Here is a 19,919-nt window from a genome sequence, read left to right on the forward strand (position 1 = left end):
GGGGAAATACAGTGGGGGCTTGGACCCACCACTGATTTAAGACCACCAAATCGTAGATTTTGGTGGGGGCTTGTACCCATTGGTTTCGGGGGTAGAGTGTACTAAAAAACACAAACATGATTCTCTTCCCTACACCCAACACCCTACCCCCTACACCCTAGTTCTGGTCAAAAAAACTATTATGTGAATTGAGTCAAATCTTCGGTTTGAACTCTTTTTAAGACACATTATTTTAGCTCAATGATAATTGTCGTTTCCAACATACATATAAAATGTGAGAATCTGGTGAGCATTTTATAAATAATCTAAAACAAAAACGTCATTAAGGTCACAGTTTAGTTAACGCACATTATCTTCTCTTTGTACAGTGCGTAAGTCCTAAACTATTTGACCACTGTAGCTCAAATGAGTGACACTCAACAAAGCTACCAAAGATGTGTTTCCCCAAAAAAAGCGACTTGTGACTTATTTGGAATAGCGGTTATAGCTAGATACAGTGAGCTTTTTTATTCCAGGAGTCACACAATGCGTAATGGCAGAACTATGGAACACGAATTAGAGCAAGAATTCGAGAGTGAATACGAAGGCGAATTCGAGGGCGAGTACGAAGGTGAATACGAAGGCGAATTCGAGGGTGAATTCGAGGGCGAGTACGAAGGTGAATACGAAGGCGAATTCGAGGGCGAGTACGAAGGTGAATTCGAGGGCGAGTATGAAAATGAGTATGAAAGCGAAGCTTTTCTTCGCAGAATACACGCACTAGCTCGAAAATTAGCTCCTGTACTCAAACGGGTAGCACCAATTGCTGTACGAGCTGTGGGTACGGCGATCGCTGGTCAGCAATTTGAGTATGAGTACGAGTATGAGGGCGAATATGAGGGCGAGTACGAATACGAACACGAATATGAAGGCGAGTACGAATACGAAACATTACCACAACCAGAAGCACTAGCTGAAGCCTTCGCTGCTATGGCAAGCCGAGTCCAAAGTGAAGCAGAAGCAGAAGCTTACATCGGTGCTGCTACAGCCAGAACAATCCCGATTATATCTGCCTCCATGGGGCAGGTTTCCCCGAAACTAGTCAGAGGTGCAGCCACACTCACACGCACGTTACGTAAATCCCCTAGTACCCGTTCACTTGTGAGAGTACTGCCAACTATCCTTACCAGAGTTGGTCATAAACTCAAGCGGATGGCTGCTCAAGGAAAGCGTATCACTCCTGCTATTGCAGCTCGTGTCATGGCTAATGAGACACGCAAAGTTCTTGGTAGTCCCGTAACTGCTGCTAAAAGTCTGTTGCTTTCTTCACAAGATGATAGCCAAGTTGCTGCACCTGCACCGCAACAAAGAAGACAACAAAGACAACGTAGAAGACAACCTGTTTTGCAATAGGTTGCTAGCTGCTTATTGCACTCCTGTTAAAGAGCGTGAACAGTGAACAGTTATCAGTGAACAAGCCCGGTGGTGTAATGTCCTAACGATGCGCAACCAATTGGTCTAGTGTTTCCCCCAAGCGTTTGCGTAGCGGTCCTGGAGGGGCTAGATGCGCTCTTTACTGATAATTGATAACTGTAAATGATTGAGAGTTAACAGTTCAACGGTGAATCATTAGCCAATGCGCCAATTTTGAATGGATAAAGGGCGAAAAAATGTTTGAGTATGAATTAGAAGCTGGGCATGACCGCGAATACGAGTGTGAGTATGCCAGCGAGTACGAAAGCGAACAGTTTTTACCACTGTTAGGAAGCTTAGTTGCAAAGGTAGCACCAATGGCTATTCAAGCAATTGGTGGATTGATTAGCAATAGTCGTCGAAAGCACCGTGGAAAGCGCCAGCGAGAATTTGAATTTGAACTTGAATTTGAATCTGAAAGCGAATACGAGATAGATCCCTATATTGCCAAACTGTTGAAGAGTTTGGGCACAGGAGTGGCACAAGGTGAGGGCGAATCGGAAGCAGAGAATGAGTTGGAATCTGCCCCCATGTCCGAATATGAAGTCATGATGGAAAGTCTTGCCTACACAGCGGCTGAAAGTGAAAGTGAAGCTGAGGCGGAAGCTTTCATCGGAGCATTAGTGCCAGTAGCGGCGCGATTATTTCCCAAAGCTTCTGCTCAAGTGATTTCTGCTATCACTCCATCCCTAATTCAAGGGGTAGCCCAAATGGCTCGGGTTCTGCACAAAAGCCCAAAAACACGTCCACTCTTGCGGACAGTTCCACAAATTGTCAAAGTAACATTGGGAACGTTAGCTAATCAGGCACCTCAAGACAAACCACTCTCTCGAACAACGACTCTTAGGGTGCTAGCAGGTCAAACAGCTAAGGTTTTAGACAATCCTAACAAAGTTACCCAGGTGATGAGGAAATCACATAGAGCGCAGCATCAACATAGAGCGATGAACACTCAAGCGCAGCATCAAGCCAAGGCAATGAACAATGGTAAGCGCCGTCGCGCTTACGCTTAGAACCGCTCGTCAGTCTAGCTGTTGCAATCATGATGGTAAAAAATGATCAACGAACTTTTAGAAGCGCTAGCACCATTGGGCGCGAAAGACGGTGCTGACGAGTTAAGCACTCCAGCTGGTTTTGCTCCAAAAACTCACAGCAAAACTTCTCAACAAAAACAGCGTAGTTTAAAACCTTGGTTGAGGGTGCAAGCACTGAATGTCACTAGACACGCAGCTGCTTTGCGTCTGTTCCGTCACGATGAGTTTGGTACAGATCCAGCTAGCCCTTCTGACGCGCACATTGATGCAGTGAATCAACTGATGAGTTCGCTCAGAATCCAGCTGCTGGAAATGTCGAGGCAAGTCGGTAGAACTGCTGAAGCTGCTACAAACAAGCTGGATACGAATCATCTGCAACAGCTGATGACTCACAAAGACACAGCGCATGATTGGGTGAGAGCTATGGAGCAGATTTGGGATTTCTATTTTGAATTGTTCGGACAAAGACAAACCAAATTTGGCAACTGGCTATTAGCTTGCGATCGCATTGCCCTTGATTGCTACCAAGATATCTACATGGGCTTGGGTGTAGCCAAGTCAATTCCAGCACCAGCGCCATTTTCGTATATGAAAACTGGCTTTTCTCCGGCGACGTTTCGGCGTGGTATTCCCCTTTCAAAACTGGGACAGCAAATCAACCCATTTCCACTGATTCAGTTACCTTATCACCGCTTGGTGAATCCCTGGACACTGGGAGCTATTTTGCACGAGGTTTCCCATAATTTGCAAACAGATTTAAATTTACGGCAGGTGATTCCTCGTGCGATCGCCCAACGTTTGCAAAAAGCTGGAATGAGCCAATTGGTTGTTTCCACTTGGACTCGTTGGCATAGCGAAACTTTTGCTGATATGTCTGGTTTGTTATTAGGGGGACCTGCGATAGTCGCATCTTTGATGGATATTGCGGCGCGATCGCCCCAAGCTACTTTGTACTATAAGTCCAAAGCACCCCATCCCATTCCGTATCTGCGGGTGTTTCTCAGTATTGAGTTACTGCGTCGCATGGGATTTCCTCAAGAAGCTCAACAATATCAAAAGATGTGGCAGCGCATTTATCCCAACCCTCGTGCTGGCAATATACCTTCAGAAATTTTAGAAACATTCAGTAAAGCTCACAAATTGGTGGTCGATACTATCTGCTTTACCAAATATGAACAGCTAGGTGACAAAACGCTTGCTGAAGTCACAGGATTCCAACCCAAACACCAGCAAATGATTGAGGAAGCTGGGGAGCGTTTGGCAGTTGGCAAAGATCCAGGGATTGTTCCAGAGCGGTTTTTAATTGGTGCGTCGCGCTGGGCACTCGATAAGCGACTAGCAGAACCAGCAGTAATTACCAAAAACTTCTACAGTGCGCTGGCAAGGAGATGAAATGACAACTTATCGTATTCGTGGACAGTTGAAAGCTGTCCCCCAAAGCAATGAAATTCAGGAGCTCAGGAATAACATTACAGATGTTCAAGCAAGAATCAATTCCACGGCGATTCCTGGTGAGAGAATTAGCTTGGAGATCGAACTGAGAGATTTGCAAGAAAGATTGCAACAAGCTCAGGCAGGAATCCAAGCTCAGGCAAAAGGTGTTGCTGGTTTTCGGGTTGAGATTTGGGACGACGACGAGAGATTTGATGATCGCCTCGGTTCTGGCAAGACGGATTCTACAGGCATATTTGAATTTGAGTTTACAGATGATGACTTCCAGCAGGATTTTCTAGATCTCGATCAGGCACCTGATCTCTACTTTAATGTTTATCAAGGCAGAGGACTTATCGGTAAAACCGAGCCAGAAAAAAGTGTAACACTGTCGTCTGAAGACAACTCAGAGCCTGTGAACCTTGGTCCTTTTGTTGTGCTCAATGAAGATGAGAGCGAGAGCGACTATAGAATCGAAGGTGTCACAATTGAATTCGTTGAGGGTGAAGAACCGGAAGACCGCCCCAGACAGGATTTTCAGGAACAACCTGTGACTGTTTATGATGTCTTGCCAACAGCAAATCAAATTGTTGAACCATCCAGGCAACCCTCACTGACTTCTGCCGATAATAGAAGCGGTTCGTTACAACAAATTGTAGATAGCGCTTTGAGCGAAGTATTAGGGCGAAACCTCAACAGCGATCCGAAAGCATTTCTCAGTAGCCTAAATCAAACTTTCACTGCTAAAGAAAATAATGGACATACTGAATACGAATGGACTCCCCGCACCTATGCTGCGGTAGAAAATGACCTTGGTGGTACCGTTAGCGGTGCTCAAGCTAGCCTCTATCATCGTGCCAAAACAGCTCTCAAAGATGCAATGCCCTTACTGGATAAGCTTTATGCCTTAGATCCAGCAGGTGATCAACAAAATATGGAAGCAATGCGGGGAATTATCCGCACTGAGATGATAGAGTTAGTCAACGAACTGGGAGCCTCTGGAGGTCCACGTGTCCAGCGTGTTGATAACTTGTTCCGAGTTCTCATAGGGAGCGACGAGGATAATGGTTCCTCAAATCATGTTGGTGGACAACTCAAAAACCTTGCCGATGTCTTTGGACTGAGTCCCAAACACGTCAACACAGTTGAGGAAGAACACAATTACGGGAATTTCCTGATTATTCGCGACTACATCGTTTCCTTAAGAGAAAGCTGGAATGATTACGTCCAAGATTCTGAAGCTGGAGCGTTTGTCGGTCCACAGTTAATTTTGTTATCACAAGCCTTGTCAACTGTCGCTGAATCTGTTATAGATGTTTACCGAATTATGGATTTGGTCTTTCTTGGTTCAGCTGAGAGACAAGCAGTCCTTATTGACTTCAGGACATTAACATCACCGCCCGGAATGCCTGCTGGTGTGGCTTTCCCGCTACCAGATGGAACGGGATACCAGAAAAAAGAGCTCGCAAAGCTCGTACCTCCCATGACTGTAGAAGGTTTGCTGAAATGGGTATGGCGTTTTGGATCAGAGGAAGGTCCAGCACTTGCGAAAGCCGGGGGGAAACTGGGAATTGCTGAAGCGATCGCAGGTACTGCCGAAAAATTGATGATTTTGGTACAAGCAGCTTCCTTCACACCTGTTCGTAACACAGGTTTCAGGCGAGAAGGTGTTTTGCGTGCCCTAAGAGACTTGGCGTTCCAGTTGTATCAAGTCAAGGAACTGGCTAAGCAAATAATTCCACCTTCAACAAATTATGAAGCAGATGATATTGACCAGTTACCTAAACGACTCAATGCTTCTCAGACAATCCAAATGCGGAGAATACGTCCTTCCCGATAACTACTTCGCTACAAACACGAAAGCTACAAACACAAGAAAAAATTTACTGTCATGCTCTCAAAGTTTATTGGTAATTGGCTTGTAGTCAGCGATGACAGCACTTACTACTAACCATTACCCAAATTAGGAGATTCATCATCATGTCAACGGCAGGAGAAAATCAAAGTTTATATGATCGCGTTGCAGCTCTAAGGGAAACCCTTGCAGATAGACTTGGTCCACAACTAATTCAAAATCCCCAGCTTGCTGATGCCCTAACTGACCAAATTGAAGATATGGTCACTCAGCTCGAAGAAGCTGAAGCAAAAACTGCACCACCACCAGATGGTGGTTTAGCAGAATTAATCGGTATAGGCAAAGACGCAGCTGCTAAGGTGAGTGCCACCCGCTTGCCTAAAGGGGTAGAAGATTACGATGAGCAAGTCTCCTCAGAGCGAATTCTAGCAGTTGCTGACCTCTACTATCTCTATCAGCACGAGCGGATGGGCGTGTTTCGCGTCGTCAAGAAACTTCAGGAATTGTTTTATGCAGGTGCTGTGAGATTATCTACTGGTGATGGTGCTTACGGACTGTATCGCTTCGACCGACGCAGTGTCTTGCGCTTCACCCAGAAAGACCGTATGCAAGCTTACCGTCGTGTCTTAGGTTACACTACAATCAGACCAGCACCCAGCGCTCAAGCTAATAATCAATTTCATAATTTGTTTACTCTGTTTATAAATAATGTCGCTGAGTTGTGGCGCGATAAACGCATTTCTGATGTCATCCGCGAAAGAGCATTCGACCCCAGCTTTGGTAGCATTGCTACGGTAAGAAGAGCTGGTTTGGATCTGCGAAATAACCTGAAATGGGCTTCTTACGGTCACGTCAATGTTTTGCGGATTGAAGTCTTACAGCTTTTGGATGAAGCCTTCAGAATTCTCGGTGCAGATGATATTAAAAGACTCTTTGGTGCGGATAATGCCTGGGACGTCATTGAAGAGGTCATGTTGCGCTACTTCACCGAACATATTGATGCTTCTCAACGGCACCGGATGGCGGTTAATGGACGCGAAATAATCCGTTGGCTAGCTCAAAAACACGTCCTTAATAATTCACGGGCTGAATTTGAAGCCTTACTGCGAGACATTGCTGATGTTGCGGAAGAATGGCTCACCAGTGCCGAATCTTTGGGCATTGCTTACCGTGGTCATACGCAAAAAGTTGTAGGTTTTGAACCACAGCGCCGGGGTTTGAGAGGATTTAAGAGCACAGAAGGCTAGAAGACAAAATCAAGTCTACCTTGGATCTTTCATCACCCTAAACGGTTATTGAAAAACAGTTCTTGGGAGGGGCGATCGCTGTTTCTTTAAAAACCCGTTGCGTCAGCCCCAAAAGATGACAAATGGGTAAATTCGTAAATTTTGAATAAAAGGATAAATTGTCATGTATGCTTCAGCAACCGCACAGAAGCCTTCAGTGGTATGGCAAGGCTCAACTAGAGACGGCTACACCTTGCGATTAACTCGCACTGGACTAGCGAGAATTACGTCAAAGCTGAAACAAACGGGGTTAGAGAATTTAGTGAAAAGCAATATGAACGGCAGCTTAGAAGGCGCTGTTGTTCGGGCGATCGCTCAAATTGTCAGCAATGCAACTCGCTGTGGGACTTTATCTCGTCCCGACTCTGGTACAAATATTCAAGTTTTCACAGCTATTGGTAGAACGAGAAATTATCAAATTTTGACTCAGCCAATTGATAGTAAGCAAGCAGGTATTATTTCTATCCGCTCTCTAGCTAGAGAAATTTCACGGGAGTCGCAATACGAGAGTGAATCGGAATATGCGCTGCAAGAAGCTGAGTATGAGGCGCCCAATACACGTAGCGGTCATCTTCCCCGTGGCCGTGGTTATAAGACACGCTCTCAAACACAACCCCCAGAACCAGGGAATCGGCAGAACGCACCAGGACACGTCGCGATAACAGGTCTCCAAAACTTGGTAGATGCCCATCGTGGAGAAACAAGGCTCCCAGATGAGGTACCAAGGTTCTTGCCCAGTGGACGCAGAGTTGCCCCCACAGGTGGTTACATCATCTACAAAGGCATTGTCAATGGTCAGCGCAAAGGTGTCACAGCCCGAATTACTCCTTCGATGCTTAGACAGGGATCACCTGCACAATACGACTTCCCGTTCTTTACCCGTAGAACCGGTCACTATATCGTTCGCGCTCACCTGCTAGCTAGGGTACTTGGTGGTGATGGTAGCAATCCACGCAACCTTGTGCCACTCTACCACTACCGTAACAACCTGCCTATGTACCAAGATATCGAGAGAAGGATTCTAAAACATGTCGAAAAACGTGGGGTGGTGAACTTTTCAGCTACTCCCGAATACAGAAGACCAGCTAACGATCCACTTTCAGTACTGCCAACTCATATTGTTATCAGAGCAACTAATAATAGAGGACAATCTATCTTGGGCTTAGGTCGAAATCAGGTGACATTTTCAACAGGTTTCTAGCAAGATATCAAAACCTCATTGAAGTAATTCCTACCAGCAATCTGAATTTTGGTGTGCGTTAGCGATCTTGCTATGCATTTTTACTTAAATTCACACCTTAAACTTGTTTTTTTAGACAACAAAGGTGATGAATTTCTTTGTTTGCGCTCATTCTACTTACCAGCAATTACTCTTTCTTTAAATTTCCACAAGAAATTTTGACTAATAGGCTACATGATTATCGACTGCCACTGCCATGCCGGAAAAGGTGACTTACTAACTGGACCTTGGGACACGAACGCCGCAATTGAACCCTACCTCAAACGCGCCCGCGCCGCCGGAATTGACAAGACAGTCATCTTTTCGCCGTTCCACAGCAACTATGAACAAGCAAACGCCAATACAGCCCGCATCGCTACTCGCTTTCGGGATCGCTTTCTCTGCTTTGCCTTTGTCCATGCTCAACGAGATAAAGGTCGGATTCGCCAAATTGTCGAGTGGGCTGTAACAAAATGGGGATTTTGCGGTATCAAAGCTCACAAAATGGATGGAGCCGCCACGCGAGAGGTTTGTGAGGTGGCACGGGCATTCCGTCTCCCTGTGTTATACGATGTCGTTGGTGAAACTGACATCATCGATTTACTAGCACCAGAGTATCCTGATGTCAATTTTATCATCCCTCATCTTGGTAGTTTTGCTGATGATTGGCGTGCCCATGTCAGGGTCATTGACCAGATTAGCCGTCTGAGTAATGTTTACACAGATACAGCCGGAGTGCGGCGATTTGATTATCTGGTGCAAGCTATTGAGAGGGCAGGAGCACATAAAGTTTTATTTGGTTCTGATGGTCCCTGGTTGCACCCTGCTCTAGAGTTGGAAAAAATACGCTTACTGAAATTGTCACCTCAAGACGAAGCTCTAGTGCTGGGCAAAAATTTGTTGAGACTTATTAAAGGGGTTGGGAAATCTCAACAGCAGCGTGTTGAGCAAAACCAAACAAAGCCATCATCCCTTGGGATAAGCGTAAAGCGGGATATACCAAGGGTGTCTCTTGCTCCGCGCGCTCAGCGTATGCTTCAAAAATAGTTGCCTGATTGATTTTAATACCATTTCACGAAAGAAGCGATCTGCCGACACTCATGCACTCGCGCTTTGCGCTTAGGTAGCAGCGAAGCTATCGCTTCGCTGCTACCTAAGCGCAAAGCGCCTGTTTTTTCACACAAACTTAAGTAAGACTCGCTTGCTTGTTTTGCTAAAGTAAAAACACGGCAGTGTCTGTTTTCCAAAGGGTTTTGAACAGGTAAGACTATGGTTCAGTTACAGCCATCTTCTCAGTCAGAGGTCATTTACCCCGACAGCGATGGTAAACCAATGGCGGATAACACTAAGCAGTTTCGCTGGATTGTCACCATTAAGGAAAATCTGGAATGGTTATTTGCTGATGACCCCAATGTGTTCATCGCTGGGGATTTGTTGTGGTATCCGGTTGAGGGGAATAACAAGATCTGTCAAGCCCCTGACGCGATGGTCGTGTTTGGCAGATCCAAGAAAGACCGAGGTTCTTACAAACAGTGGGAAGAAGCCAATATCCCGCCGCAAGTGGTTTTTGAAATCCTCTCACCTGGAAATAAACGGGCGGAAATGAACCGAAAGCTCCTGTTTTATGACCGTTTTGGCGTAGAAGAGTACTATTTGTACGATCCAGATCAAAACCATTTGAGCGGTTGGTTGCGCAATGAGGGCTTTTTGGATGTGATTGACCCCATCAACCAGTGGATTAGCCCCAGATTGCAGATTCGCTTCGACCTTGTCAGCCCCCAGTTGCAGATTTTTTATCCTGATGGTACTCGGTTTTTAAGTTATACGGAAATTGCTCAACAAGCCGAGAAAGCACAGCAAAGAGCACAAGAGGCACAACAACGGGCAGAACAAGCAGAAGCACGTGCGGCAAGATTAGCGGAACGATTGCGGGCATTAGGCATAGAACCAGATGACGAGTAAGAAAAAGGGATGACTGGTTAATCGAGTTTAAAAATGACAGATTAGGTTGAACAAGAAAAGAGTAGTATAAATCATCGAGGCTACTTTTTGACTCGATGACAATCACTATCCCACTCAACGCTGACTCGATTAACTCCTTGGATCTGTCCCCCGTCGTCACAGAAATTGAAAAATTGCTGCAAGAGGGAGCGATCGCATCCTACGAACAGCAATTACATTTTGAGATCGACTATACTCTGGAACCTGGCGACCCACGAGAACTTTCAGAAATCCCAGAAGTACGACTCTGGTTTATCCGTCTAGATACTCGCTATCCTTGGTTACCATTTTTACTTGATTGGAAAACCGGGGAATTTGCCCGTTATACAGCGATGCTTGTACCGCACCAGTTCAGTACAAAAGAAGGTATTCAGTATAATCCTGAAGCTTTAGAGATCTTTTTAATGCACAAGCTGTTTGTTTTAAATAATTGGTTGCAACAGCAGGGCATTCCTAGTAAATCTCGTCTCCAATCAATGGCGCAACTCCTAGGTTATGAATTAGATGACGCCTTGTTTGAAATGTTTTAGTCATGAGTCATGAGTCACTAGATCACACTAATAACTCATGACTCATTTTTTTCGTTCTTAGCTCAAAATTACTTTATACGGCATATCAGTTTTAATGCTGTACTAAAAGCATATTCAACTGCTTTCGATTTACTCGGTAATGCCGCTTGCCAGATGCGATAGTCGTTATATTCAAGAATTAGATTTGCTATGTCATCAATTCTAATCTTCTTTAGGACATCGTATTGAGCCGATTCAAAGTCTCTAAGAGTTCCACCATTTTCCAAAACTTCTTGTGCAGCTTTAATGAAGCCATTTAAAACGGCTTTCCTGTACTCTTTGCCAGCACGTTCTGTAAAGATCGTAGATGATTTAAATGCCTTAAATTCTTCTAAAAGAAGGTTGGCAATTTTTCTACCCTCTAAAGTATTCCAATCACAGGGTAGTTGAACATCTAGATACTCATCTTCAATATATTGATACTTAAGATAATCCTTTATGTCTACAGTTACTTCAACAATTTTGTAACCAGCAAATAATTGCTTCAAAGGATTTACACTTGTATCAATAAATGAGTCAGGGAAAACTTTTTCTTCACCTTCTGGACATTCATAGACAAGATACGTCCAAATCCCGGCTGAATGACCTACATCAAAGTTTTCAGCTTGATAGAAAGTAATTGTTCCATCTTCCTCACATCTAAAATATGCATTTTCTGCATCTTTTAGCGTACACTGATGTGTATTTTTAGAAAAGTGCATCAGCGTTCTGAAAATACCAGTGATGTGGTGAGGTTGGTTCTCTACTTGGATGTAACGTTTTCCGCTGCTCATAAAGCCATGTACTCGAATCGCCATCTGTCTTTCCTTGTAATATTTCGTCACATTCTTTTTCGATGCACCAGCCTGACAGCAAGAGGGAAGTAAAGGAACACATCATAATGGCGCGCTAGATCTCTTTGTAAACTATTCACACCTGATAACAATGGCAACAAACTGTTGCCATGCAGCCGAGAATCCTGATCTTGCTGCACTGAGGTTACTATTCTTTGTTCTAACGTAAATTTTCAGTTCCAGATCATGAGTTTCGTAACAAGAGTTTAAATTCCCTACTTTTTTGATTTTTAAAAGCCATGATGAACTTTTTGAGAAAATAACTCAGTGTTACTTTTACAAATTAGGCTAGAAGTCATACCCAAGCTAAACTTTTAACCTATACCTCATCATGACAAGACACATAAATGTGTAGTAGATTACCTAAAAAAAATTGCGTTATCAAAAATTTACCGAAAATATCTTATTTGTGCTAGTCTTTTGCAAAAAAATCTTTTTTTCTCAAATTTAAGTTATGAGGCATATTAAGAAGGCATACCGACTCGTAAAGAAAATCAACACAAAAACGACTTCCCACTTTTTTTGCAGCTAATCGCACTCCGTAGAGCAACTGTAAACTTCAGACTTGAGGAATAAAAATAAAATTTTCAAAGCCTATTTGCTGCCTTTAGAAAGAATTCATGTCAATTTGCTTATAAATAAGCTAAAATCCGCTTTCAACAGCGGATTTTAGACGGGTAGCAAAAAAATTTAACACAAGCAGTACCGAAGTAAAGCTCGATAGTACTTGGTTTTCTATATTTTTTTAAATGTCTAGCTGCTGTAAAATCCATTCAACAGCTACAGCTAAATCCTTAGCGATGTAATCTGGTTTTGTGTGGTGTTGGTAATCACCTGCCAAAACGCGATCGCCAAACCCTGTTTGCACTAAAATACCTACGCAGCCAGCATTGTGTGCCATATCGACATCAGTCGCTTTGTCTCCCACCATAAAACTGTGCTTCAAATCCAAATCGTGTTCCCACGCGGCTGCAACTAACATCCCTGTGTTTGGTTTACGCCAGGTAGACCAACCAGTATACTCTGGATCTAGTCCTCCTTCTGGTGGACTGAGGTAGGGACAATAATACAAAGCGTCTAATTTTGCTCCAGCTTGCTGTGCTAGTAGTCGGCAAAGTCGCTGATGTAACGTTTGTACGTGACTATCTGGATAATAACCTCGAGCTGGTCCCGATTGATTTGAAACTAGACAGCAAAAAATACCTTGATCATTAAGTTGACGCACGGACTTGGCAACCCCAGGAATTAAATGTAAATCTTCTACTGAATGAATGTAGCCAGCCTCAACATTTAAAACTCCATCGCGGTCTAGGAATACAGCAGGTTTACCCACCCCAAATTTTCTCCAATACAAGTAATGGTGAGATATCTGCCATTTTACCTGTGGAGGATTTAACGGCTAGAAATTTATCACTCCTGGGTAATAACTTTGCTGGATCTGTCGGACCAAACAAAGCAATAGTATAAGTCTGTACCGCCACACTTAAGTGCATGGGAGCGCTGTCAGTACACAGCATTAAATTTGCTGCAGCAATCATCGCTGTCAACTTCCCAATATTATCAGGAGAACTGACTTTGAGATTGGGTGTAGATTCTTTGAGACTACGCACAAATTCTCCATCGTCTGGTCCTTGGATGACAACCACAGGTAATTCTGGCTGCTTTTGCTGGAAGTCTTGAATAATTTGCTGCCAATTTGCGACAGGATAAATTTTATCCAGACCTTTGGTCTTGGCAAGTTGGCTAGAACCACCGTGAATCAAAATGTAGCCAGTTTCCTTTATTCCTAGCCGTTGTTGTTCCGCGCTACACCAGTCAATGTCTGGTACTGGTACATTCACTGCTAATTCGGGACAAGGGGAATTAATACCCAACCCTTGTAGCAAGTCATGGTACATACAAGCAGCATACTGTTCTGTTTTGAGAGGAACTGAATTAGTGAGAAAAACAGATCCTTTGCTTTTATAGCCAATTCGTGTGGGGATTCCAGTCAGCCAGAGCAAAAGACCCACTAAAGCACTTTGCCCCAGAGCAATGGCAACATCATACTCGCGATCGCGAATCGAGCCTACTAAGTTGCCCCAATCTGCCAAACTGTTACGATCTTTGTAGTCAAACGTCAGTACCTCATTAACTGACTTACTCACCCGGTAAGCAGTTTTTGAGCGAGGTTCGGTAACGACATCCACCCGAGCATTAGGGTAATAGTGCTTCAGGTCATCTAGAGTCGGGAAAAAGAGAATTTGGTCACCAATTCCGCCAGGAACAAGGGCTACTATTCGCATAATATATCTTGACGCTTACTCGCTCATTATTTTAGGGGAAGATATGGGTTAGGAATTAGGAATTAGGAATTAAGGATTAGGACTGAAGTGAGTTATAACAATTTTTGAAGGAGCACAAGGTTCACCTTTGGTCATTGCAACAGTAATATTGACTTTAATCATAAAACCTGCTAGTGTTCCAAACACTTGTGGTTCTCCTTTGTCATTCATCATTTTTGATTTGTACAAGTGACTAATGACTAATGCCGTAATAAATGCAGCGACGAAGATAGAAGCAATTCTGTATTTGAAGGGTAAGCCCCTGTCTGTCAGTGAGATAGCCGAGTATGCCGCTTGCGATCGCGCTACAGTTGAGGAAGGTATCATAGAACTCATTGATGACTATGCCCACCGAGATAGCGCCCTGGAAGTCGTGGAAACTCCAAACGGTTATAGTTTGCAACTGCGCTCAGATTTTCATGACCTGGTACAAACTATGATTCCAGTAGAATTGGGCGTCGGAGCATTGCGAACTTTGGCAGCAATAGCCTTAAATAGTCCAATCCTCCAAAGCGACTTGATTAACCTGCGCGGTTCTGGTGCATATCAACACGTTCAAGAACTCGTCGAACTTGGTTTTGTCCGAAAACGCCGAGACAGTGACTCTCGCTCGTATTCATTACAAACTACCTCTAAATTTCACCAGTATTTCCAAATCGAGCAACTTCCTCAGTCATTCTCCAACGGACAAGAGCAAAAACAACTAGAGCTAGAACTCACAACAGCAGAATCAAGTAGCAGTTCTGGTACCGTGGAAGAATACTAGTACCCCAGAAAGAGGTGGTGATATGTCCCACCCTTCTAGTATGGTTTAGAGTAGAATAAGAAACTCAGCTACAAAAACAGCCAATGGTGTTTGATCCTAACTTTCTGAATGACTACCCTGAGGAACACTCCAATCAGCTTCTCTCTGAGAGCTTTGAGGAACACCCCAATCAGTTACTCAAGTATCTACAGCACCAGCCCCCTGAGGTTCTAGCTCGCGTCGCTCAGTCCGTCAGTCCTGAAATCAAGCAAATTATTTCGCAAAATGTCCAAGGGCTTGTCGGGATGTTACCCACAGAGAATTTTAACGTGCAAATTACAACAGATCGAGACAATCTGGCGGGTCTTTTGGCGTCGGCTATGATGACAGGTTATTTTCTTCGCCAAATGGAACAACGGATGCAGTTAGATCATTTGAGTAATAATCATTAGTCAACACTTACAGAGTCAAAAGCTATCAAACTGGAGACAATGAACAATGATTCAAAGTCTCATTGCTACTTCTTCTGGGGATAAGCCCCCAACTGTACTTTAAAAGTTTGAAATTCTCCGTTGCGGTTGACTTCGACTTGTAGAATCTCACCGACAGAACTAGACTCTACTAGCTTCTGTACTTGAGCAGATGTTTTTATTTGCTGACCGTTCACTTTTCTAATCAAGTCCCCAGGAAGGAGTCCTCCTCGTTGTGCTGGAGATTTTTCTAAAACTCCCGTAATGGCAATGCCAACATCCTGCTTAATATTAAGATTCTTGTCTTGATTAATCTGCTGTTTTTTGTGATGGGAAAGATCTGACATTTCAATCCCCAAAAAAGGATGTTGTACACGCCCCTTGGTAAAAAGTTCATTCGCAATACGGGCTGCTGTTTCAATCGGAATGGCAAAGCCTAGCCCTTGAGCATCAGCGCGGATAGCAGTGTTAACGCCAATGACATCACCTTGAGCATTTAACAAAGGCCCACCCGAGTTACCAGGGTTAATAGCTGCGTCGGTTTGGATAAAACTGACTCGCTTGTCTGGAACACCAACTTGAGCGCTGGTGCGATCTGTCGCACTGATAATACCAATTGTGACAGTATTGTCTAAGCCTAAAGGATTGCCAATGGCGATCGCCCATTGACCTGGTATTAAGTTTTGTGAATTACCAATTTTGATTGTTGGCAGATCATAAGCCGAAATTTTCACAACAGCAACATCTGTCACTGCGTCAACTCCCACCACCTTACCCTCAAACGTTCGACCATCCTTGAGCGTGACTTGTACAGTGTCAGTATCTGCAACAACATGAGCGTTAGTTAATATTTGTCCATTTTGACTTAAAATAAACCCGGAGCCTGTACCACGCTCTATTCGCTCTCGGGGGAATGGTTGCTCTTCTTCTCCAAAAAACCGCCGCAAAAGCGGATTCTTCAAAGCATCAGAAATAGGATTAGCCACTTTGCGGGTTGCGTTAATTCGTACAACAGCTGGTCCAGTTCTTTGAACAGCAGTCGCAATAAAATTCATATTATCGCTAATAGGAGCTCCAACTTGACCTCCGACAGGATTTAAAACTACAGTTGCTGAAGGTGAAGACACTGTTACATTTTTTAACTCTCGAAACCAGGTATTTTGTGGAAAGAGATGGCGACTACTGAACAACCCTGCACCGCCGCCAATAGTCAATAAGGATAGATAAACAACCAGTTGCTTGAAAGATAAAGGTAATTTCATAATTATTACATTCAACGACAGCAATGCAGATGCTAATTTCTAAGTGTAATCAAGCAAGAGGATACTTGACCAACAAAGAACTCAGGATTGTGAACACTCAGTAGTACACAGTAAAAAAAAACAAAAAAATTGGTAACTGAGAACTACTCACTGATTCATCTGGGGTTCTAACTGAGTTGGTGTGTTCTGCATTCTGAATTCTTCTCAAAGATTTATGAGTCATCAGTCAGTTTTGGTTGTTAACAAGTTTCACTTAAGAACTTAATACTCCTGATCACCTGTTGTCGCCATCTAAAATCTAGAGTAATTGAGTGCCTCCTTTACATACATGACTTTTTGCTATCATTTACTCCTGCTCTGTATTAGCATAGTCACCAGCACCCTTGGGCTTGCCCATGTTAGCCCATATTTAGCATTAGCACAAACTTCTGTAACTGGTTGTCAAACTTCAGCGCTTGAACGCTTCCAACAACACAAAGTTGTGCCAGGAGAAACAGTGGAGAGTATAGCGCAACGCTATAATCTTACACCAGCTACTATTATCGCCATGAATCCGGCTTTACGAAATGGTAAGGTCGCTGTTGGTCGCGAAATTCAAATTCCTCCGTACAATGGGGTTATTGTTGAAGTACCTCCTGGTAAAAACTGGCGACAAATCGCGGCAAAATATAAAATCCGTCCCGATGTCTTATTTGAAGTCAATGGGTGTCAGAAAAATTCCAGATTTGTGTTTGTTCCAAAAGGAAAACAGTCACAAAATTCTTCTGTTACTGAGTCTACTAGATCAACTTCGACACCTAGTCAATTAGCTGGGTATCCATTCGCTGAAGTTGTAACAGTGGCTTTAGCTTATGGCTGGCAGATAAATCCTACCGATGGTAAAGTTTTCTTTCATAGTGGTGTCGATTTGTTAGCAGCAAAAGGAACGTCTGTACAAGCGATCGGTGATGGAACAGTCGCTTTTGCTACTGAACAAGGGACTTATGGTAATTTGGTCATTATCAATCACAGTGGCGGATTGCAAAGCCGCTACGCCCATCTTGACAGTTTCAAAGTTTCTGTCGGACAACAAGTAAAAAAAGGAGAGACTGTAGGAACTGTGGGTACAACTGGAACACCGACTACAAGTCAACCCCATCTTCATTTTGAAGTGCGTTCTAGCTCATCCCTCGGTTGGGCAGCTCAAGATCCTATAAGATATTTACAGCAGTGAAACTTTCATTCTCTCGTTCCTGGGCAGAACCTGGGAATGCCCACCTTTAGGCTCTGCCTCACATTTTTCGTTAAGATTGTAGATAAAGTACTCAATAATTATTCTTCAAACCAACTCAAAATAGATTTCGTCGATTGAACCACGCGCATTCCGGAAGTAGCAAATCTCTCAAATGCTGCATCTGCGGCTTCTGAATAATCCACTACACCAGGAACAACAACAGGAGAAGTACAATCTTCTAGCAAATAAACTTTTTTTGCTAAAGAAGAGTCTATCTGTTGAATTTCTGTTAATAAATCATCAACTGTCCAAGCAACACAGTGACTTTTCGCCTGTCCTGCAATAATGACAGCATCAAATTCTAATAATTGTTGAATTAAGTGTATATTCTTTTGTCCAATATGACTATCAAAACTTTCCAAAACTTCTGGACGTAAAATAGAATAATTTTCTGTTAAAGGATGATGACCTTTTATTTCAAATTGTGTTTGACTTTGACGAGCTATGCAGTGGAAAAAGACTGCTTCTTCTACAGCAGAAACTAATGCATGACCGATACCACCCAGCATAGAATGATAGGGCCACAAAGTCAAAGGATATTTGCCATTTTGAGTCAGCTGCTTAACGTAGTGATAAGCATGTTTTTCTAAAAATTCATAGCTGTAGCCAAGACTCGGAGCAACTCCTGGGTTTACTTTCCAAACTCCTTTTTCAATATCTGCTGGTGTGATATTGGTAGCACCTGGAGTTGGGTGTTCACCTACAGTATTAATCCAAAAAATAGGATGAAAAATTTGCATTGCTGTATGGGTATCCAGAGTGGGGATAATCTTAGTAAGTTTCCCTAAATTCCGATAGATAAACTCACACAAGCGGACGTTATCATCGACTGCACCTGTCCCAGATTTGCCACCAACAAATAATTCAAATTCGGGAATACAAAATGTGTTTTGTACATCAATTAAAAGTAAACAAATACGTGTTTTGTCTTCTGAAGATGGCTTACTATTATATTTTGTTGCCCATTCTCTCGCTTCTTTTGCACGTTGTTGGTAAGGTACGCGCCAGACATAGCCGACTTCTTCAGAGTTGAAATGCGGGGGAATTGGTAGTTGAGTTTTTGTTGGGTAGCTCATAGTTAAATTGAAAATTTAATGTATCTAAAGGGTTGCTTAGTAAAAATAAGCTCTTGTGTTATCGCTATCTATATTCCGCCTTTTTTAACATTATTTCCATGATTTTATCTAGCTTTTCCTTATTTCCACACTAAGCAGGTAAACAAGTATAACCGGCTAATATTATGGTTGTCATTCCTGGAAAACAAACTTTTACTATTAATCTCTTATTCTTCTATCAAAAAAGTATTTTTTTGAAAATTCATTGTCTGACAAACTTTTTAACATTGCTAAACGCTCATCAATCCACTCATCAGTGAACCAGCCATACGGCAAAACATCGCCAACTACATTTGTGTGAATTCCCATCAGCCAAATATGGGCAGCTTTAACAAACACAGGAATTGATAGTAGTTCAGTCTCACTCAGTTTACGAATTGACTGATATCCTTCGAGAAAACTATTTCTAACTGGAACATCTATTTTCATCCTAATTGCTACATGCAAAAATTTTCCAATGTCAAAAGAACGCCAGCCGTAACCGCACTGGTCAAAGTCAAATAAAGTCGGCTCATTCTCTTCCGTAAAATGAGCATTTCCTGAATGAACATCGCCAACACAAATTCCATAAGCTGGTGTTGACAAAGGTAGTTGAAATTCTTCTAACTGCTTTTTTATTTGGTCTACCTGTTTTTGCAAATAGTTTATATCGCTTTCTCGGTGTTGGTATAGAGATTTAATTACTTGTATTGACCAATCTAGCAAGTATTCACTTTTCAAAGCAGGGCGAGTAAAACTACTTTTGAACTCGTCTAGTGTCTGGTGAATTTTTGCCAGTGCTTCTCCCAAACGATAGCTTTGTATCCCATCAAGCTTTTCATTGACTGCATGTCCTGGTGCATAGGAAAATACAGCCACGTAACGCGTTCCTTCTGGTGCAGCAATTTCTGTTGTAAAAACGCCATCTTCTCTTGCAATGGGGTATGCAACCGATTGTTTCTGCTCGTGTAGAAACGCTAATAGTTCCAGTTCAAAATCAATTTCCTGCTTATTTCTCCACCCACGTCGATAAACTCGTAGAATATACAGCAGATTGCAGGTAAATGAGGT

Annotated in this window: 19 protein-coding genes; 12 read left to right on the top strand and 7 right to left on the bottom strand. The window is 43.1% G+C overall.

The features are described from left to right. The first annotated feature begins 525 nt into the window (after window positions 1-525). From DP117_RS26120 to DP117_RS26160, 9 genes are all read left to right on the top strand, one after another. Entirely contained in the window at window positions 526-1,392 is an 867-nt protein-coding gene (locus DP117_RS26120) for a hypothetical protein (protein ID WP_169221130.1), read from the top strand. A gap of 257 nt (window positions 1,393-1,649) precedes the next feature. After that, window positions 1,650-2,465 (top strand): hypothetical protein, encoded by an 816-nt coding sequence (locus DP117_RS26125; RefSeq protein ID WP_169221131.1) that lies wholly within the window; start codon window positions 1,650-1,652, stop codon window positions 2,463-2,465. A gap of 42 nt (window positions 2,466-2,507) precedes the next feature. After that, window positions 2,508-3,878 carry a hypothetical protein gene (locus DP117_RS26130; RefSeq protein WP_211176355.1) on the top strand — a complete coding sequence of 457 codons (1,371 nt, stop codon included), beginning with the start codon at window positions 2,508-2,510 and terminating at the stop codon, window positions 3,876-3,878. Between the two features lies 1 nt (window position 3,879). Continuing rightward, complete coding sequence (locus tag DP117_RS26135; RefSeq protein WP_169221132.1) at window positions 3,880-5,757, top strand: hypothetical protein; 1,878 nt, start codon at window positions 3,880-3,882, stop codon at window positions 5,755-5,757. 140 nt (window positions 5,758-5,897) lie between these two features. Continuing rightward, window positions 5,898-7,019 (top strand): hypothetical protein, encoded by a 1,122-nt coding sequence (locus tag DP117_RS26140; RefSeq protein WP_169221133.1) that lies wholly within the window; start codon window positions 5,898-5,900, stop codon window positions 7,017-7,019. Window positions 7,020-7,182: 163 nt separating this feature from the next. Next, on the top strand, window positions 7,183-8,259 hold the full coding sequence (locus tag DP117_RS26145) for a DNA/RNA non-specific endonuclease (protein WP_169221134.1): 1,077 nt from the start codon (window positions 7,183-7,185) through the stop codon (window positions 8,257-8,259). A 213-nt stretch (window positions 8,260-8,472) separates the two neighbouring features. Next, on the top strand, window positions 8,473-9,324 hold the full coding sequence (locus DP117_RS26150) for an amidohydrolase family protein (protein ID WP_169221135.1): 852 nt from the start codon (window positions 8,473-8,475) through the stop codon (window positions 9,322-9,324). A gap of 222 nt (window positions 9,325-9,546) precedes the next feature. Beyond that, the gene (locus DP117_RS26155; protein ID WP_169221136.1) at window positions 9,547-10,239 is read left to right on the top strand and encodes a Uma2 family endonuclease; all 693 of its coding nucleotides are present in this window, start codon (window positions 9,547-9,549) and stop codon (window positions 10,237-10,239) included. Window positions 10,240-10,334: 95 nt separating this feature from the next. Further along, the gene (locus DP117_RS26160; protein WP_169221137.1) at window positions 10,335-10,808 is read left to right on the top strand and encodes a CRR6 family NdhI maturation factor; all 474 of its coding nucleotides are present in this window, start codon (window positions 10,335-10,337) and stop codon (window positions 10,806-10,808) included. A gap of 68 nt (window positions 10,809-10,876) precedes the next feature. On the opposite strand, the gene DP117_RS26165 is transcribed toward DP117_RS26160, so the two are convergent. The 4 genes from DP117_RS26165 to DP117_RS26180 all read right to left on the bottom strand — a co-directional run bounded on the left by DP117_RS26165 (window position 10,877) and on the right by DP117_RS26180 (window position 14,178). Then, window positions 10,877-11,644 carry a hypothetical protein gene (locus tag DP117_RS26165; RefSeq protein ID WP_169221138.1) on the bottom strand — a complete coding sequence of 256 codons (768 nt, stop codon included), beginning with the start codon at window positions 11,642-11,644 and terminating at the stop codon, window positions 10,877-10,879. 781 nt (window positions 11,645-12,425) lie between these two features. Further along, on the bottom strand, window positions 12,426-13,013 hold the full coding sequence (locus DP117_RS26170; RefSeq protein ID WP_169221139.1) for an HAD family hydrolase: 588 nt from the start codon (window positions 13,011-13,013) through the stop codon (window positions 12,426-12,428). Beyond that, complete coding sequence (locus DP117_RS26175) at window positions 13,006-13,965, bottom strand: glycosyltransferase family 9 protein (RefSeq protein WP_169221140.1); 960 nt, start codon at window positions 13,963-13,965, stop codon at window positions 13,006-13,008. Before DP117_RS26175 ends, DP117_RS26170 begins: the two co-directional genes overlap by 8 nt. Window positions 13,966-14,034: 69 nt before the next feature. Further along, entirely contained in the window at window positions 14,035-14,178 is a 144-nt protein-coding gene (locus DP117_RS26180; protein WP_169221141.1) for a hypothetical protein, read from the bottom strand. 22 nt (window positions 14,179-14,200) lie between these two features. On the opposite strand from DP117_RS26180, the gene scpB reads away from it, so the two are divergent. Both scpB and DP117_RS26190 read left to right on the top strand, forming a co-directional pair. After that, window positions 14,201-14,770: an SMC-Scp complex subunit ScpB gene (scpB, locus tag DP117_RS26185; RefSeq protein WP_211176357.1), complete on the top strand. Its 570-nt coding sequence runs from the start codon at window positions 14,201-14,203 to the stop codon at window positions 14,768-14,770. An 83-nt stretch (window positions 14,771-14,853) separates the two neighbouring features. Next, on the top strand, window positions 14,854-15,201 hold the full coding sequence (locus DP117_RS26190; protein WP_169221142.1) for a DUF760 domain-containing protein: 348 nt from the start codon (window positions 14,854-14,856) through the stop codon (window positions 15,199-15,201). 65 nt (window positions 15,202-15,266) lie between these two features. Here DP117_RS26190 and DP117_RS26195 read toward each other — a convergent pair whose 3' ends face one another. Continuing rightward, a complete protein-coding gene (locus DP117_RS26195; RefSeq protein WP_169221143.1) occupies window positions 15,267-16,481 on the bottom strand; it encodes an HhoA/HhoB/HtrA family serine endopeptidase in 1,215 nt (404 codons plus the stop codon). A gap of 328 nt (window positions 16,482-16,809) precedes the next feature. Between DP117_RS26195 and DP117_RS26200 the strand changes: the two genes are divergently transcribed. Further along, window positions 16,810-17,694 (top strand): M23 family metallopeptidase, encoded by an 885-nt coding sequence (locus DP117_RS26200; RefSeq protein WP_169221144.1) that lies wholly within the window; start codon window positions 16,810-16,812, stop codon window positions 17,692-17,694. A gap of 98 nt (window positions 17,695-17,792) precedes the next feature. Here the strand turns inward: DP117_RS26200 and DP117_RS26205 are convergent, their stop codons facing one another. Beyond that, entirely contained in the window at window positions 17,793-18,830 is a 1,038-nt protein-coding gene (locus DP117_RS26205) for an isochorismatase (protein WP_169221145.1), read from the bottom strand. A 198-nt stretch (window positions 18,831-19,028) separates the two neighbouring features. After that, window positions 19,029-19,919: phosphotransferase (locus DP117_RS26210; RefSeq protein WP_169221146.1), on the bottom strand; the 891-nt coding region annotated here is incomplete at its 5' end.

The organism is Brasilonema sp. UFV-L1, from assembly GCF_012912105.1.
Taxonomy (GTDB): domain Bacteria; phylum Cyanobacteriota; class Cyanobacteriia; order Cyanobacteriales; family Nostocaceae; genus Brasilonema.

Excerpts from the sequence above, each read along its gene's own strand:
- DP117_RS26120 (WP_169221130.1), top strand. The coding sequence starts at position 526 with ATGCGTAATGGCAGAACTATGGAACACGAATTAGAGCAAGAATTCGAG.
- DP117_RS26125 (WP_169221131.1), top strand. The coding sequence starts at position 1,650 with ATGTTTGAGTATGAATTAGAAGCTGGGCATGACCGCGAATACGAGTGT.
- DP117_RS26130 (WP_211176355.1), top strand. The coding sequence starts at position 2,508 with ATGATCAACGAACTTTTAGAAGCGCTAGCACCATTGGGCGCGAAAGAC.
- DP117_RS26135 (WP_169221132.1), top strand. The coding sequence starts at position 3,880 with ATGACAACTTATCGTATTCGTGGACAGTTGAAAGCTGTCCCCCAAAGC.
- DP117_RS26140 (WP_169221133.1), top strand. The coding sequence starts at position 5,898 with ATGTCAACGGCAGGAGAAAATCAAAGTTTATATGATCGCGTTGCAGCT.
- DP117_RS26145 (WP_169221134.1), top strand. The coding sequence starts at position 7,183 with ATGTATGCTTCAGCAACCGCACAGAAGCCTTCAGTGGTATGGCAAGGC.
- DP117_RS26150 (WP_169221135.1), top strand. The coding sequence starts at position 8,473 with ATGATTATCGACTGCCACTGCCATGCCGGAAAAGGTGACTTACTAACT.
- DP117_RS26155 (WP_169221136.1), top strand. The coding sequence starts at position 9,547 with ATGGTTCAGTTACAGCCATCTTCTCAGTCAGAGGTCATTTACCCCGAC.
- DP117_RS26160 (WP_169221137.1), top strand. The coding sequence starts at position 10,335 with ATGACAATCACTATCCCACTCAACGCTGACTCGATTAACTCCTTGGAT.
- DP117_RS26165 (WP_169221138.1), bottom strand. The coding sequence starts at position 11,644 with ATGGCGATTCGAGTACATGGCTTTATGAGCAGCGGAAAACGTTACATC.
- DP117_RS26175 (WP_169221140.1), bottom strand. The coding sequence starts at position 13,965 with ATGCGAATAGTAGCCCTTGTTCCTGGCGGAATTGGTGACCAAATTCTC.
- DP117_RS26180 (WP_169221141.1), bottom strand. The coding sequence starts at position 14,178 with ATGATGAATGACAAAGGAGAACCACAAGTGTTTGGAACACTAGCAGGT.
- scpB (WP_211176357.1), top strand. The coding sequence starts at position 14,201 with ATGACTAATGCCGTAATAAATGCAGCGACGAAGATAGAAGCAATTCTG.
- DP117_RS26190 (WP_169221142.1), top strand. The coding sequence starts at position 14,854 with ATGGTGTTTGATCCTAACTTTCTGAATGACTACCCTGAGGAACACTCC.
- DP117_RS26195 (WP_169221143.1), bottom strand. The coding sequence starts at position 16,481 with ATGAAATTACCTTTATCTTTCAAGCAACTGGTTGTTTATCTATCCTTA.
- DP117_RS26200 (WP_169221144.1), top strand. The coding sequence starts at position 16,810 with ATGACTTTTTGCTATCATTTACTCCTGCTCTGTATTAGCATAGTCACC.
- DP117_RS26205 (WP_169221145.1), bottom strand. The coding sequence starts at position 18,830 with ATGAGCTACCCAACAAAAACTCAACTACCAATTCCCCCGCATTTCAAC.